This is a genomic window from Enterococcus sp. DIV1337a (assembly GCF_051712285.1).
GTDB lineage: Bacteria > Bacillota > Bacilli > Lactobacillales > Enterococcaceae > Enterococcus > Enterococcus faecalis.
The window spans coordinates 1,572,720-1,588,151 of the sequence record NZ_JBIOOP010000001.1; the positions used below are offsets into that span (position 1 = coordinate 1,572,720).

A 15,432-nucleotide genomic window follows, 5' to 3' on the forward strand; every position below is an offset into this window, starting at 1 on the left:
CCAATTTTCTTTTTTCTATATTAAGCACCTTTACCTGCTTTACGTTGGAAGAACTTGACAATTTCCACAATTGGGATGATAGCAAAAGAAGTACCTGCTACAATTGCCCATTGATACGCATCTAAATGTGTGACGCTGAATAAATCATTAAATCCTGGAATAACAATCGTTGCAGCTAATAGCAAGAACGAAACAAGAATCCCATAGTTAAATGATTTGTTGCGGAACAAGCCAACTTTGAAAATTGATTGATAAATCGACTTCACATTAAAGGCATGGAACAATTGAATTAATCCCAAAGTAGCGAAGGCCATGGTTAAAGCATCACCGTGTTGTAAATCATACAACGCTTGCGCCGATAAGTTTGTGTTAGCTGTGGTATGCGCTGGGAACATAATTGACATTTTGTACACAATCAAAGTCAAGGCTCCTTGCGTAATCCCTTGGTAAACTACACTGCTTAAAACGCCGCCAGAGAAGAAGTTCGATTTTTTTCCACGAGGGGCATGACTCATCACATCACGTTCTGCTGGTTCCACACCTAACGCAATCGCTGGGAACGTATCCGTTACTAAGTTAATCCACAATAAGTGAACAGGTAACAAGGTATCCCAATTGAGCATTGTTGCAATAAACAAGGTTAATACTTCCCCTAAGTTAGCTGAAAGTAAATATTGAATCGTTTTTTGGATATTTGAGAAGACTTTACGTCCTTCTTCTACTGCTACAATAATTGTTGAAAAGTTATCATCGGCAAGGACCATATCTGAAGCACCTTTCGATACTTCGGTTCCGGTAATCCCCATACCAATCCCGATGTCAGCAGCTTTTAAGGCTGGAGCATCATTTACGCCATCACCAGTCATCGCAACCACTTTTCCTTCTTGTTGCCAGGCTTTAACAATCCGAACCTTGTGTTCTGGTGAAACACGAGCATAGACAGAGTATTGTCCCACAACTTGTGCAAATTTTTCATCTGACAATTCATTTAATTCAGCACCTGTAATGACTGCATCGTCGTCGCCTTCTTTGATGATGCCTAAACGTGCCGCAATTGCTTCTGCTGTATCACGGTGGTCACCCGTAATCATAATTGGACGAATACCCGCTTCTTTCGCGACTTTTACAGCATCTGCAGCTTCTTTTCTCTCTGGGTCAATCATACCGACTAAACCAGCAAATGTTAAATCTTTTTCCACATGTTCAGAACTCATTTCCGCTGGAATCGTCTCAACATATTTATAAGCCATTCCTAAAACACGTAAGGCTTGTTTCGCTAATGAGGTGTTGGTTTTCAAAATTTCTTGACGTTTTGTTTCATCTAATGGACTTGTTTCGCCATTTAATAAGATTTCCGTACAACGTTTCAATAATTCATCTGGCGCGCCTTTGACAGAAACCAAGAAACCACCTGTTTTTAATTCATGAACAGTAGTCATTAATTTACGATCAGAGTCAAAAGGAATTTCTGCCACACGCGGTTCAGCTGCTACTTTTTCGGTTACGTTAAACGCATGATCTAAACCAAATTGTACTAAGGCAGTTTCTGTTGGGTCACCAATTAATGAACCATCTTGTGCGATTTTTGTATCATTCGTAAAGTTCATGATTTTTAAAGCCATATTATCAGCAGGGATTTCTGTTGAAGCAGATAAAACTTGACCATCTGTATACAACGCTTCAACGGTCATTTGGTTTAAGGTTAATGTACCTGTTTTATCTGAACAGATAATATCTGTACTTCCTAATGTTTCAACGGCTGGTAACTTACGGACAATCGCATTTTTCTTGGCCATTTTTTGAGTCCCTAAAGCCAAAATAATCGTGACAATCGCTGGTAATCCTTCTGGAATTGCCGCTACAGCTAACGAAATTGACGTTAATAACATGTCAATCCATGAACGACCATTCATCATTCCTACCACAAACATCACCGCTGCAATGACTAAAATGGCAATTGTTAACATTTTACCCAATTGGTTTAAGTTTTGTTTTAATGGCGTTTCCGTTTCTTGTTCGCTTGCCAGCATGCCAGCAATTTTACCGACTTCTGTATTCATTCCTGTGCCAACCACAACACCAAGACCGCGTCCATACGTCACATTACTATTGGAATAAGCCATATTGATCCGGTCACCGATACCAATATCGGTTCCCTCTAAAATGGTTACTTCTTTTTCGACTGGAACAGATTCACCAGTTAACGCTGCTTCTTCAATTTTTAAGCTATTCGCTTCCAATAAACGTAAATCGGCTGGAACGACATCGCCTGCTTCTAATAAAACAATGTCGCCTGGTACTAATTCATCACTTTTAACAGTAATGACGTGTCCATCACGGCGAACATTGGCATTTGGTGAAGACATTTCTTTTAATGCTTCAATGGCTTGTTCCGCTTTGGCTTCTTGAATGACCCCAAAGATAGCATTCAAGATAACAACCACTAAGATGATAATCGAGTCTACCACATCATGGGAAAAGACGGCTGAAATGACCGCTGCCGCTAATAAAACAATAATCATAAAATCTTTGAATTGCTCAAAGAATTTCACGGCAAGTGATTTTTTCTTCCCTTCATCTAGCACATTTTCCCCGTACGTTTCTAAACGCTTTTGAGCCTCCTGTGCACTTAATCCATCAGTTGTTGTGTTCATTTTCTCCAAAACAACTGTGTCGTCTTGTGCGTAAAACGCTTCAGACAATTGTGTTTTCTTTTCTTCTGACATGTTCTTCCTCCTCTATTTTTTGCAGCATCCTTCAAGTACTATTTTACATTCCATCAAAAATAAATGAAAAAAAATAGACTTGTGTATGCTACTTCGTCGAACATACATAAGTCTCACCGTTTAAGACAACACCAGAAATTGCTTTCGGAGTTGGTGATGTTGTCACAGCATAAATACTGTCAGTTACTCCCTCATGAAAAAACTATTTAACATTGATTGGAGAACCAATGTTATGAATAATTACTTAATTAGTATACCGTTTTCCACTCTTTTTTTCAAATAAAAGTTCTGCTCATTTGAAAAAAATGAAATCCTTTCATTCGGATTCCAGTTTCTTGATTTGTATTCGTAAAATACGTTGTTGCCCCCGCTTTCTCGACCAACTAATAACCCAAGAAAGTAGGAAAAGACTGATCACGGTTCCCTCACGAACAAAAATCGGCAAATGATAACTCATGGACAATCCTAGTGCTAAACTGACGCAAAAAATATCAACTAAATATCGATAAACCTGAAAACTATAGCGCGTTCTTTCAGAAATAAGTGTACAAAATTTTTCAATGGGAAATTGCAAAACACCCAGCGCAACTACCTGTCCTGTTCCAATTCCTGCTATGATTGTCCCTAAAATAAATAGAACAATTTTAACCAAATAATTTTGAAAAATAAGCGAACCAAATAATTGATACAAGAAAAAATTAATGACAAAACCAAAGCCGATTAACGCCACCAAAATAATCAAATAGTCCTGAATTTTACGCTCCTGATCTAACAACCAACACGTGCCTAAAAAAGCTAAATTGATAGCCGTAGTAACCGTCCCGACTTTTAAATGAGTAAGTGTTGCAAAGGTCACATTAAACGCATTAAAACTACTAACTCCAATGCCTGCTTGAATTGTCAAACTGATGCCCAATGCACTAATTAAATAAAAAAGAAACGATAGCACAATTTTTTTCTTCCACATTATAAAAACTCCTCTACTCTTGATACGTCTATTATGTGCTAAAATAGAAGAAAAAAATAGGAGATATCTCCTATTATAAGGAGAAAAAATGCTTAAAACAGCCTACCAACGATCACCGAAACAAGCATTAGCTAAAAATACGCCTTTTTTTAATGAAACTGATTTAAAACACAGTTTTATTATCGATTTTGAAAATCAAGAATTCATTCATCACCAAGCAGAGCCATTAAATTATCTTTTTTATTTAATCAAAGGAAAAGCGAAAATTTTAAAAACAGAACGCAATGGCCGCCAATCCATTGTTCAGTTTTTAACGACAGGTGATTTAATTGGCGATTTAACATTAGTTCAAGCGGAAACGATAACCAAGGACGTTATCGCCATAGGAGAAACCTGTTGTTTAGCTGTACCTTTAGCTTACGCAGAAACTGTTTTAAAAAACAAGGTGCTTTTTATGCAACAACTCAGCCATTATCTAGGGGAAAAAATGCTCCAACGGGTGGATCACTTTACAACGAATCAGACCTATGAACTAAGTTATCGGTTAGCAGAATTGTTATTGGTTGCCGCTAATCACGAAGATGTTTATAAAGAAAAACATACTGAGATTGCCGAATACTTAGGGGTTAGTTATCGCCATCTTATTTATACCTTCAAACAATTTCGAGAGCGCGGCTTTATTCAAAAACAAGGAACTGCTTATCACATCAACCGCTTAGCGTTACATTCTTTTGTGCAAAAAATGAAGAGTTAAAGTGGTGGATTGTTGACAAATAGTGTGCTTCCCGCTACCCTATTCTTATTAATAAGAAAGAAGGGACAGCAATGGAGCAAGCATCATTTACTGTATCTAGTTGGCAAGAACAACCGATTGACAATCTTAATGAAAATTTCCCAGTGAATCAAGCGAGCGCTACTTATCAATTGTCAGGTGCCTTATCTGGGACAGCTTCTGTGGAATACTTAATGACTTATCAAGGCTCTTCAATGGCTGATGGACTTGAAGCTGTGGCTCAAGTGGTCGGTTTCTTACATTTCGAAGGAACTTATTTAGGAAAAAAAGGTACCTTTACTGCTTGCGAAAAAGGAACGTTTACACAGGGCCTTTTAGACTGTCCTGGTGAACTATTTCAAGCATCCGGTGAGCTTGCCGGTTTATTTGGTCGCTACACTTATGAATTTAGTCAAGAAGAAGCGCTTCTTCATTTAGACTTTGTATAATAAAAAATTTCAAGGAAAGTTGGTGACATTATTTTACTTATTTTAAATTTGGCGGTTGTAAAAGATAATGGGTGTTTTTGATTAGATTAAACTTTTAAGGAGAAAAATCATGAAAAACACCCAAAACACCGTCCCATCATTACTAATTATTATTTTGCTTGTGGGATTTCCACAAATCAGCGAGTCGATTTTCACACCCATTTTGCCGGCACTTAGTTCTGCTTTTAACATTCACGACAGCGTGGCACAATTAACCATGAGTATTTATTTTGTTGCCTTTGCCGTTGGTGTTTTATTCTGGGGCATTCTATCCGATACGATTGGACGTCGCCCAGCTATGTTATTAGGAATTTTATGCTATTTAATCGGAAATATTGGCCTTTTTTTGAGTCCGACATTTCCTTGGCTGTTATTCTTCCGTTTAATTCAAGCATTTGGTGCAAGCGTTGGTTCTGTCATTACCCAATCGATGATGCGGGAAAGCTTTAACGATTTTCAAAGAGGGAAAATTTTTGCTCAAACAAGTGCTGCCCTATCGCTATCTCCTGCCATCGGACCGTTAGTCGGCGGGCTTGTTCAAACCTATTTTGGCTATCAGCATGTCTTTAGCACCTTAATTGTCATGGCTGTTCTATTACTTTTCTATAGTTTTTATCGTTTACCAGAAACCTTTCACTTAGAAAATACCTTAACGAAAGCGCCTTTTTGGTCCGTGGCGAAACGCCTTTCCTTCGATTCAAAAGTTTGGTGCTACGGCTTATTGATTGGTGGCATTAATGGTTTATTGTTTAGCTACTATGCAGAAGCTCCGTTTATTTTCATCAATCACTTTGGCTTTAGCAGTGTTCAATATGGCTTTCTTGGTTTAGTTTTAGCTGTGTCTAGTATTCTTGCTGCGGTTCTTATCAATTGGTTACTGGGATATTGGTCCGCGGAAAAAATTGCCTTTGTTGGTTTGTTGCTAAGTATCTTTGCAGCTTGCTGTTTATTAATAATGACACAATTTGAATCAATCATTGGTCTTATTTTGTTTATTTTTCTCTTTTTCTTAGGGATTAATATTACTTTGCCAAATGCCTTAAGTATGGCCTTAAAAGGCTATGAATCTGTGATTGGTACTGCCAGTGGAATTTTTAGTTTTGTCTATTACTTGTTTGTTAGTTTCTTTACCTATTTGATTAGTTACTTTCACAATGGCACCATTTGGGTCTTACCACTTTACTTTTTTAGTTTTGCCTGCCTGTTAGCTTTCAGCTATTATGTCATTGTTTATCGTAAAACTTTAAAATAAAAATCGAGCCTGGGACAAAAATCACTTTGGATTTTTGTCCCAGGCTTAAAAATTGATAAACGGCGGGAACAGAAGCAACACTACGCGTTGCTCCGATCTCAACAACTTCTAAGGTGTTTTCTCGACATGCGTCTCGTCACAGTACAGCCTTCAAAAGAGCTACAGCTCTAAGAGTTGCGATGTTTCACTGTGAAGCATGAACAGATGAAATCATCGTACCTACTTGGTGAAGGTCCTTCGGAAATAAGCCGAAATTGTTGAAAATCACGAAGAACGTAGTGATTCGATGATGAACAATACCTACTTCGCAGAGCTCCGATCTCATCAATCTCTAAGTGATAAATCACTAAGAATTGAAGGACTTGGTCTCCAAAAATTATAGAACACCGGGTCCTTCAATTCTAGCATGTTCCATGCGTAGAAATTGATGCGAACGAAACGGAGTGTAGTGTATCATGCAACATCAACTCGTACCTCGTTGTGTTTTATGACATTTTTTGGAAATTCCTTCTTATTGCTGAGAAACACTATTTGCAAAGCAAATAGATGTTAAACAGTACCTACTTGGTTCTCGGAGTTAAACGCTTCTGTCCCGAACTCATTTTTAGCTAAAAAATTGATTTTCTAAACTATATTGCTTTCCTGAAACAATGTCATATTGAATCAGTCGGTATTCCTCATATAGTTGTTCTTGCTTTTTATTCATTTCTACTGTTTTTTTCCATTCCCCACCGAGATAGTAATTCCCCTTTTCAAAAGCAGGCAATTGTCCTTGTACCTCATTTAGCATAGCGTAAAATCCCGATTGCGGTAAGCCGCTTTGTTGAAAAAGTGAGGGAGCAAAATAAAATGGACTAATGGTAGCTTGATGCTGATTTTTTTCTGTTAACTGGTTCGCCGTATCATACATTAGAAATTCTGTCTGGTGAAGGGCTGCCCCTTCATTCAACGCTTGAATGTTTTCATCATAAATACTTGGTAAGTGATCTCCCCAAAAAACGACTAATGTGCGTTTGGGCATTTTTTCGATTTCTTGTAGGAATTTTTTCAAAGCTTCGCTACTGTAGGCAATATCTTGCAAATAATTATTGAGCGCGACTTGATTGCCGTTTCCTTGAGAAAAATAATTGGACGTTGGGTATTTATTTTCATAGGGCATATGTGTTTGCATAGTAACTAAATGAATGAATTGCGGTTGCTCTTTTTCTTTAAGCAGTGTCGTCACTTCCTGATACGCTGCTTGATCTGAAATGTAAGGATTATTTTCTAGTTTATCTGTATAGTTCATTGTTTTTTCATTGATAAATTGATCAAAACCTAAAATTTTATACACATCTTTTCGTTTATACATAGATGTATTGTACGGATGAATAGCCGTTGTTTGGTACTTTTGTTCCTTAAGTAATGAAACAATGGAAGGCAATTCCGTCATCTTAGGAATCATCATCGTATAAGGGGTAGTCATTTGGCCATTCATTAATTCCATCGAAAAACTTGTTAAGGCTTCAAATTCAATATTCGCAGTTCCACCCCCGTAGTTTTGTGAAAGCATCTGGCCGCTGTAAGTTTTATCAGCGATTTGCTGATAATCAGTTAAAGGATTACCGATAATAGACAAACCTTTCAGATGATCTGGATTTGAAAAACTTTCACTCATGACAAACACAATATTGGGTTGTTCCTTGCTCTGCACTGTTTTCGCCTTGGCCAACGTTTGATACTTCTGAGTAATTTCTGAAATAGCTTCTTTTGAATAGCCTTTTGGTTGATCCATAGCCTCTACTTTTAAATTATATAGAAAACCACCAATAAATCCTGTATTGTAGTAATTCATTTTTTGGCTATAAGGAATCCATAACGCGGTTTTATTATAGGCTTTACGTAACAAATTTTGCGGATTGTTAAAATCACCAATATATGAAAATAGACCAATCGAAAGTACAAGACTTAACACACGAATCGTTTGTTTTTTCTTCGATAAAAAGAAACTTTTATAAAAGGCTTTTCCTAAGAAAAAAAGTGCTATACAGCCTAACGCTACCACAAAAATAAACGGCCATAAACCAACCATTTCTTTTAATAAACTAACTTCTGTGATCATTTTTAAGTCGTCTGGGTAAATAGGTTCGACACGATAAAACATCTTTTGATAGTCCGCAAATCCTAAAACCCCTATTATGACACTATATAAAAGAGCGCCAACTCCTAATGAGCCTGCCAAACTACATAAAAAAAGTAAAAAAACGCTTAGCACAAAACAACCTAAGAAAAACTTTTCCGTATGCCACGAAAAAGCAAACTTGAAGGCTAAATCAGCAGACAAGTTATTCTGACACCATTGCAGATATAAGTTACTAAAAATAATTAATATGATGAACCCGATTCCATACAGAAGATAGCGGTAGGGCCATCGTTTAAATTTCTCAACTCTCTTTTTCACATCGATCTCCTATTCAAAAACTAGTAATGTATTTATTTTATGCTTCTTGAAAAAGAATGTAAAGAAGTAGCTAACAAAGAAGTCTAAGGAATAGTAAAGAAAAATGTTATTTATTGCAAAAATAATTTTCCAGTGGTATAGTAACAATGGAATTTCGTTATCAGTTATCGTCGCCTTTTTAGAGTACTTTATGAAAGGAGAATAACTATGACTTACAAAGTAAAAAACATTCAATACCGTATTCAATTAGACACAGACAAAAATATTTTCATTGTTTTTGATGCAAAAAATGAAAGTAAAACAGCAACTGGTCACACAATTGAAGAAGCAATTGCACACTTAAAACAATTAAACTAAGGAGTGACAAACATTTCCATGCAAGACCCTTTAGGTAGTTATTTAAGCTAAAAGCCGTTTAGTAAAGAAAAAATACTAGACGGTTTTTTTGTATCCTCTTCGCCTTTTATTTTTTACATAGTATACTGAAACAAACGGAGGTGTTTTTATATGACCATCATTGCAAACTATATTCGCCAACAACCCCAACATCAAACACAGTTAACAGAAATCTACCAAGCAATTTTAGCGGTTGTTCCTCAGGAGACTACTGAAAAAATCGCTTATGGAATGCCGACCTTTTACTTAAATGGCAATTTAGTGCATTTTGCGGCGGCCAAGCAACATTTAGGTTTCTATCCTACGCCATCAGCCATCCAACGTTTCAGCAAAGAATTACGCCCTTTTAAAACCTCGAAAGGTGCCATTCAATTCCCCTACACGCAAGAGTTACCTCTTTCATTAATACAGGAAATAGTTAAATTCCGTGTACAAGAAAACATGAAGAGCGTGGGACAAAAATCACTTTGAATTTTTGTCCCACGCTCAAAAACTGATAAACGGCGGGAACAGAAGCAACTCCTTCGGAAATAAACCGAAATTCTCCAAAAATTAAAGAACAATTTTCGGAAATTTCTTCTTATTTCTCGGAGTTAAACACTTCTGTCCCGACCTCTTCATGTTCTTAAAATTTTTTCCATCGCTTTTCCCTTGGCCAATTCATCGATTAACTTATCTAGGTAACGGATTTTTTGCATTAAAGGATCTTCAATTTCTTCCACGCGATAGCCACAAATTACGCCTTTAATCAATTGGGCGTTTTCATTAAAATTGGGCGCTTCTTCAAAAAAAGTTTCCATCGTTACTTTTTGAGCCAATTGTTGTTGCAAGCCTTTTTCATCATAACCAGTTAACCAGTAAATAATTTCGTCAACCTCCGCTTGCGTTCGATTTTTACGTTCTGCTTTTTGAATATATAGCGGGTAAACACTGGCAAAGGTCATTGTATAGATTTTCGGTTTTGTCATTGGTTTTCCTACTTTCTGAAAAAATAACTCCTTCTCATTATACTATACTTCTCTTAAATTTAAACTTTAATACATGTTAAAACAATAAGTGCCGTAAAAAAATTTAAAAAGCAGTAAAATTGACTCTTCTAGTCAAAATTTCTTTTGTTATTTTTCTTTATATAAGGAGCCCATTTTTTATGTTATTTAATCACAGGAACCTGATTCTATCATTGCAGAATAGGCTTTCATTCAGTATACTGTAAATAGAGGAACAAGAAACGAATTGGATAATTAGGCACTGAAAGAATGCACCACCGTTCTGAATGTTTCGAAACACACAACAGGTTATCGAAATGGCCATTGGAGAAAAATTCCTTTTTCTCCGAGGTTAGCGATTGTGACATGTTGCAATCGTTTTTTGTCCTTAAAATGTTGAGAAAAAGAAAAAAGGCACTTTGCATGTCAGCACCACCTGACAAACAAAGCCCTTCATAGACAGCACAACCTATCTATTCCAGTTGCCTTTTTTGCTAGTTACACTAGCTAATTTTAGTGTACCCGATTTTCAGTGAAATTACTAGCATCTTTAAAATTTTTACTGAAACGATCAGCCTGTGCACTGAACTAGTTTTCTTAGCGGCGGCAACCGTTGAGAAACTTTTTCTCAAATTTTAAGTGAATAATGTATCATAAACTTTTTTGGCATATCCATCCGTCATATTACATACAAAGTCCACCGCCATTTTCAAACGATAATAGTCTTTTTCTGCTTCTGTAGCGTTCTTTGCTTCTCTTCTATACAACGCTTTCGCGCTTTCCGAAATATTATTAAAGATTCGCTCCTCATACTTATTCATGGAAACTTTTTCGTATTTTAGTACGACTGGAACAAATTCATCTAGTAAACGATTGATGATATTGAAGCCTAATACCTCTTGATCCAAAATTGTTTTTGTTTGAAAAACATAGGCTCTAGAAAAGTTTTTTAATGCCTGAAAGCATTTCACTTCATCACAATCTTCAATTATAATTTCATTATGATAGATACCTCTCATAATTAAGTCATAATGATTAGCAAAATTTTTCGCTACGCTTTGACAAACAGCTCTTTGTGTCTTTCTCAAAAATTCTTGTAAGGTAGCTTCTTCTGTTTTATCTTTTTCTAACATTAAAAATTTTTTTGTTCCTGTTTGCGCATCAACAAACTGCTTTAAATCTTGATAGCTGTATAAACCATAATTATAGGCATCTTCGATATCTGAAAAAGTATAGGCAATATCATCTGAAGCTTCTAACAAAAAGACTAATGGGTGTCGCTTATTTTGTGTTCCTGTCGCAAATTTAATGGCGTTAAAGACTTGTTTTTCCGAGTAAAAATAGCCAACTTTTTTAGACAAAAGCTGTTGCTTATTTAATTGATCTGAAGATGCCGTATATTTGATAACTGTATCTAATGTCGTGGCTGTTAGTTTCATTCCTGCTTTAGAAGTCCCATTATCATGATGTAGTTTTGTTAAAAGTCGGATGGTTTGAGCGTTTCCTTCAAAGTTAAGAAAATCATTTTGTTGTTGCTCCGAAAAATCAGACCAACAAGCATACAAAGGACCATTTTTTTCAAACCAAATACGAATGGCTTCTTCCCCAAAATGTCCAAAAGGGGGATTGCCAATATCATGGATTAATGCAGCTGTTTCTAACAACCGATAGCATTCTGATAATTCCATAACCTCAATGTTTCGTTCGTTCAACTGTGAAATAACTAATCTAAGTATATCCCTACTATGCATGGCCACTTCTAAGCTATGCGTTAAACGCGTTCTTACAAAATCATTACGTTCTAAAGGAAAAACTTGTGTTTTGTCTTGTAAACGTCTAAATGCATCACTTTTAATTACTCTACGATAGTCACTATCAAAAGATTTACGAAGTTCTGGGGCTAAATCAACTTGCTTATTTAACCAGTCATTTTGATATTGTTTGCCATTATCAGAAATACGATATGTACCAACCAACTGACGCCAATTCATTTTCATTTATTACCTCCTCCAATTACTCTACCTTCTCTAAATAAGAGACGTAAATATTTTTACATTTACCAATATCACTAAATTCCCGATTGTTATACGCCTTATCCTTTTTCAATTTAAACCGCACTTTTTCGCCTTCTTGAAAAGTTCCCCACGTAAGAAAAAAGAATAACCAATGGCTTTCATCCTCTGATAGCGTGTCTAACCCTAAGCTTTTAGGCTCAATTAAGCTAGGTAATTTGAAACAGTCATACACCCCTTTTGCTGTGCCATACACAGGACGATGAGTGCTAAGAGTCGTTTCAAAATATCCTTTTTCATCAGGTTTTAAATAACTTGCTTGCCGAATCAGTTGTGTCAGTTTATTTTGGAATGGCTGAATATTTTTCTCAACGTTTAGTTCAAAATCTGGTTCAGCTTGTACATCTGTGTCATGAGATAACTTTTTTAATAAGCAGTTTATTTCATTAGTACTTGTCTTGTCATTAAACGCAATCGCCAAACGCTCGCTGCTAATAACACCTTTCATATCTTTCATAGAAAAATTATTTAACGCAATTGGATAGTGTTTATCTGATAGCATCCAAGAAGCACCCATTTCGTTTAAACATGGAATACTCTGATAATAATGATCAGATAAAAAATACAGCATGACAGGTTGATTGGTTAGCTCCCTTTTAATCGTGTCAAAAATTAATTCTCCTGGTTGTACACCCGTTTCAATAGTGGAACTATAAAAAATATCCTGTGTTCGAAACCCAAACTTTTTCAATAATTGGATAAACGCATCCACATATTCTTGATCCTTTGAACTATGACTAATAAAAATCTTTTTCCCGTTGCTCACTACTCAACATCCTCCAAGTTAAATTTGTGTTTTCATTTTTTTGTGAAATTATATACTATTTCTTTAAGCGTACAGCGTTATCTGAAACCAGTCAATACTAAAATTATAAAATAACAATTATTTTGTTTTATTAATTTTTTATATAATGTTATTTTGTTAATGTTTTGTTATTTTTAAACAAGTAATTATAGAGCAATGTACGGTTGAAATTATTTCCAATCTATTTTTTTCAATATTTTTATAAATATAAAAAAACACGCCTTTCTTTGCAGAAAGGCGTGTTTTTACGTCCGAGTATAAGGAGAATTGATTCATTAACCAATTGTCCCTTTAAGCGTTATTCATTAAATGAATTATTTGTTTTTTAAGTTGTAGAAAGATTTTAAGCCTTTGTATTCAGCTACATCGCCTAATTGATCTTCAATACGTAATAATTGGTTGTATTTAGCAATACGGTCAGTACGGCTTAATGAACCAGTTTTGATTTGGCCAGCGTTTGTTGCAACAGCAATATCAGAGATTGTTGAATCTTCTGTTTCACCAGAACGGTGAGATACAACTGCAGTGTAGCCAGCTTCTTTAGCCATTTCGATTGCTTCAAATGTTTCAGTTAAAGTACCGATTTGGTTAACTTTGATTAGGATTGAGTTAGCGATACCTTTTTCGATACCTTCAGCTAATTTAGTTGTGTTTGTTACGAATAAATCGTCACCAACTAGTTGAACTTTATCGCCTAATACTTCAGTTAATTTTTTGAATCCGTCCCAGTCGTTTTCGTCTAAGCCGTCTTCGATTGAAATGATTGGGTATTTAGAAACTAATTCTTCGTAGAACGCGATCATTTCTTCAGTTGTTTTTTCGCCTTCGCCTGAGTCAGCTAAAACGTAAACGCCTTTTTCTTTGTCGTAGAATTCTGAAGAAGCAGCATCCATAGCAAGAACAACGTCTTTACCAGGAACATAGCCAGCTTTTTCGATAGCTTCGATGATTACTTCGAAACCTTCTTCGTTTGAACCTAAGTTAGGAGCGAAACCACCTTCGTCACCTACTGAAGTAGCTAAGCCGCGACCTTTTAAGATTGAAGCTAATGCGTGGAATACTTCTGCACCCATACGTAAAGCTTCTTTGAAAGTAGGCGCACCTACAGGCATGATCATGAATTCTTGGAAGTCAATACTGTTGTCAGCATGTGATCCACCGTTGATGATGTTCATCATTGGAGTTGGTAATACTTTTGTATTGAATCCGCCTAAGTAGTGATATAAAGGCACTTCTAGGTAATCAGCAGCAGCACGAGCTACGGCGATAGACACACCAAGAATAGCGTTAGCACCTAATTTACCTTTGTTAGGAGTTCCATCTAAATCGATCATTGCTTTATCGATAGCCATTTGATCGCGTACATCGTAACCGATGATTGCTTCAGCAATGATGTTGTTTACGTTATCTACAGCTTTAGTAACACCTTTACCTAAGTAACGAGCTTTGTCGCCATCACGTAATTCAACTGCTTCGTATTCACCAGTTGAAGCTCCTGAAGGAACCATTCCACGGCCGAAAGCTCCGCTTTCAGTGTAAACTTCTACTTCGATTGTTGGGTTACCGCGTGAGTCTAAGACTTCGCGTGCGTAAATATCAGTAATAATTGACATGTTTTGTCTCTCCTTTGAGTTTGTATTTATACTAAGGGGATTCCCTCATGTATGATTGTAGTTAATTCTCGCAAACTATGCAAACATTTTTTGCAAAAGTCATTGAGAAAACGTTACCGTTAGTGATTTCTTATTTTACAGCATCTAATAAAGCTAGGAATGAATCTGCTTCTAAGCTTGCGCCGCCGACTAAAGCACCGTCAACGTTTTCTTTTGCCATATATTCAGCGATGTTTTCTGGTTTAACAGAACCACCGTATTGAATACGAACAGCTTCAGAAACTTCTTTGCCGTATAATTTTTCAACTGTTGAACGAACAACACCACAGATTTCATCTGCAATATTAGCATCTGCAGATTTACCAGTTCCGATTGCCCAGATTGGTTCGTAAGCGATAACCATTGAAGCAACTTGTTCGTTTGATAAACCAACTAAGCCGTTAGTGATTTGACCTTCGATCCATTCCGCTGTTTTACCAGCTTCATACGTTTCTAAAGTTTCACCACAACAGAAGATTGGTGTCATACCATTTGCAAAGATTGCTTTGGCTTTTTTATTGATATCTTCATCTGTTTCGTGGAAATATTCGCGACGTTCAGAGTGTCCGATAATCACATAGTTTACACCTAAATCGGCAATTGCAGCTGGTGAGTTTTCACCAGTGAAGGCACCAGCGTTTTCCCAGTAGCAGTTTTGTGCAGCTAATTTCACTTCAGAATCTTTTAGGTTCCAAGCTAAAGGAGCTAAGAATAATGCTGGAGATCCAATCACAGCGTCAACAACGTCGTTTGATGGAACAGCATTTTTTACTGCTTCTGCAAAGCTTTGTGCTTCGCTTAAAGTTTTGTTCATTTTCCAGTTACCAGCGATAATTGGTTTGCGCATGAAAAGCACATCCTTTTCTTTTTTTAAAA

14 protein-coding genes are annotated in these 15,432 nt (G+C 36.4%); 5 read left to right on the forward strand and 9 right to left on the reverse strand.

Annotated elements, in window-relative coordinates:
• Window positions 1-20: 20 nt before the first annotated feature.
• Together IGL49_RS07585 and IGL49_RS07590 are read right to left on the reverse strand one after the other, a co-directional pair.
• Window positions 21-2,726, reverse strand: coding sequence for a cation-translocating P-type ATPase (locus IGL49_RS07585; protein ID WP_104854089.1), 2,706 nt, complete (start codon window positions 2,724-2,726; stop codon window positions 21-23).
• Window positions 2,727-3,042: 316 nt separating this feature from the next.
• Window positions 3,043-3,693 (reverse strand): YczE/YyaS/YitT family protein, encoded by a 651-nt coding sequence (locus tag IGL49_RS07590; RefSeq protein ID WP_104854090.1) that lies wholly within the window; start codon window positions 3,691-3,693, stop codon window positions 3,043-3,045.
• Window positions 3,694-3,781: 88 nt separating this feature from the next.
• Between IGL49_RS07590 and yeiL the strand changes: the two genes are divergently transcribed.
• The 3 genes from yeiL to IGL49_RS07605 all read left to right on the forward strand — a co-directional run bounded on the left by yeiL (window position 3,782) and on the right by IGL49_RS07605 (window position 6,205).
• Window positions 3,782-4,447 carry a transcriptional regulator YeiL gene (gene yeiL, locus IGL49_RS07595; protein ID WP_104854091.1) on the forward strand — a complete coding sequence of 222 codons (666 nt, stop codon included), beginning with the start codon at window positions 3,782-3,784 and terminating at the stop codon, window positions 4,445-4,447.
• Window positions 4,448-4,518: 71 nt separating this feature from the next.
• Complete coding sequence (locus tag IGL49_RS07600) at window positions 4,519-4,914, forward strand: DUF3224 domain-containing protein (protein WP_104854092.1); 396 nt, start codon at window positions 4,519-4,521, stop codon at window positions 4,912-4,914.
• Between the two features lie 109 nt (window positions 4,915-5,023).
• Window positions 5,024-6,205, forward strand: coding sequence for a multidrug effflux MFS transporter (locus IGL49_RS07605; RefSeq protein ID WP_104854093.1), 1,182 nt, complete (start codon window positions 5,024-5,026; stop codon window positions 6,203-6,205).
• A 604-nt stretch (window positions 6,206-6,809) separates the two neighbouring features.
• On the opposite strand, the gene IGL49_RS07610 is transcribed toward IGL49_RS07605, so the two are convergent.
• Window positions 6,810-8,645 carry an LTA synthase family protein gene (locus tag IGL49_RS07610; RefSeq protein ID WP_104858168.1) on the reverse strand — a complete coding sequence of 612 codons (1,836 nt, stop codon included), beginning with the start codon at window positions 8,643-8,645 and terminating at the stop codon, window positions 6,810-6,812.
• Between the two features lie 207 nt (window positions 8,646-8,852).
• On the opposite strand from IGL49_RS07610, the gene IGL49_RS07615 reads away from it, so the two are divergent.
• Entirely contained in the window at window positions 8,853-9,002 is a 150-nt protein-coding gene (locus IGL49_RS07615) for a hypothetical protein (RefSeq protein ID WP_002357118.1), read from the forward strand.
• A 150-nt stretch (window positions 9,003-9,152) separates the two neighbouring features.
• Window positions 9,153-9,512, forward strand: coding sequence for an iron chaperone (locus IGL49_RS07620; RefSeq protein WP_002364154.1), 360 nt, complete (start codon window positions 9,153-9,155; stop codon window positions 9,510-9,512).
• A 146-nt stretch (window positions 9,513-9,658) separates the two neighbouring features.
• Here IGL49_RS07620 and IGL49_RS07625 read toward each other — a convergent pair whose 3' ends face one another.
• The 6 genes from IGL49_RS07625 to tpiA form a co-directional block, all read right to left on the reverse strand.
• Window positions 9,659-10,009 (reverse strand): DUF2200 domain-containing protein, encoded by a 351-nt coding sequence (locus IGL49_RS07625; protein WP_002360043.1) that lies wholly within the window; start codon window positions 10,007-10,009, stop codon window positions 9,659-9,661.
• Between the two features lie 227 nt (window positions 10,010-10,236).
• On the reverse strand, window positions 10,237-10,452 hold the full coding sequence (locus IGL49_RS07630; protein WP_104854096.1) for a hypothetical protein: 216 nt from the start codon (window positions 10,450-10,452) through the stop codon (window positions 10,237-10,239).
• A gap of 210 nt (window positions 10,453-10,662) precedes the next feature.
• A complete protein-coding gene (locus IGL49_RS07635; protein WP_002419683.1) occupies window positions 10,663-12,024 on the reverse strand; it encodes a deoxyguanosinetriphosphate triphosphohydrolase in 1,362 nt (453 codons plus the stop codon).
• Window positions 12,025-12,040: 16 nt separating this feature from the next.
• A complete protein-coding gene (locus IGL49_RS07640) occupies window positions 12,041-12,865 on the reverse strand; it encodes a toll/interleukin-1 receptor domain-containing protein (RefSeq protein WP_002360036.1) in 825 nt (274 codons plus the stop codon).
• A 353-nt stretch (window positions 12,866-13,218) separates the two neighbouring features.
• On the reverse strand, window positions 13,219-14,517 hold the full coding sequence (gene eno / locus IGL49_RS07645; RefSeq protein WP_002357098.1) for a phosphopyruvate hydratase: 1,299 nt from the start codon (window positions 14,515-14,517) through the stop codon (window positions 13,219-13,221).
• Window positions 14,518-14,647: 130 nt separating this feature from the next.
• Window positions 14,648-15,403 carry a triose-phosphate isomerase gene (tpiA, locus tag IGL49_RS07650; RefSeq protein ID WP_002362045.1) on the reverse strand — a complete coding sequence of 252 codons (756 nt, stop codon included), beginning with the start codon at window positions 15,401-15,403 and terminating at the stop codon, window positions 14,648-14,650.
• Window positions 15,404-15,432 lie beyond the last annotated feature (29 nt).

Bases quoted from the DNA above. Each gene is read 5' to 3' on its own strand.
- eno (WP_002357098.1), bottom strand. From the start codon at position 14,517: ATGTCAATTATTACTGATATTTACGCACGCGAAGTCTTAGACTCACGC.
- IGL49_RS07605 (WP_104854093.1), top strand. From the start codon at position 5,024: ATGAAAAACACCCAAAACACCGTCCCATCATTACTAATTATTATTTTG.
- IGL49_RS07635 (WP_002419683.1), bottom strand. From the start codon at position 12,024: ATGAAAATGAATTGGCGTCAGTTGGTTGGTACATATCGTATTTCTGAT.
- tpiA (WP_002362045.1), bottom strand. From the start codon at position 15,403: ATGCGCAAACCAATTATCGCTGGTAACTGGAAAATGAACAAAACTTTA.
- IGL49_RS07615 (WP_002357118.1), top strand. From the start codon at position 8,853: ATGACTTACAAAGTAAAAAACATTCAATACCGTATTCAATTAGACACA.
- IGL49_RS07590 (WP_104854090.1), bottom strand. From the start codon at position 3,693: ATGTGGAAGAAAAAAATTGTGCTATCGTTTCTTTTTTATTTAATTAGT.
- IGL49_RS07600 (WP_104854092.1), top strand. From the start codon at position 4,519: ATGGAGCAAGCATCATTTACTGTATCTAGTTGGCAAGAACAACCGATT.
- IGL49_RS07585 (WP_104854089.1), bottom strand. From the start codon at position 2,726: ATGTCAGAAGAAAAGAAAACACAATTGTCTGAAGCGTTTTACGCACAA.
- yeiL (WP_104854091.1), top strand. From the start codon at position 3,782: ATGCTTAAAACAGCCTACCAACGATCACCGAAACAAGCATTAGCTAAA.
- IGL49_RS07620 (WP_002364154.1), top strand. From the start codon at position 9,153: ATGACCATCATTGCAAACTATATTCGCCAACAACCCCAACATCAAACA.
- IGL49_RS07625 (WP_002360043.1), bottom strand. From the start codon at position 10,009: ATGACAAAACCGAAAATCTATACAATGACCTTTGCCAGTGTTTACCCG.
- IGL49_RS07630 (WP_104854096.1), bottom strand. From the start codon at position 10,452: ATGCAAAGTGCCTTTTTTCTTTTTCTCAACATTTTAAGGACAAAAAAC.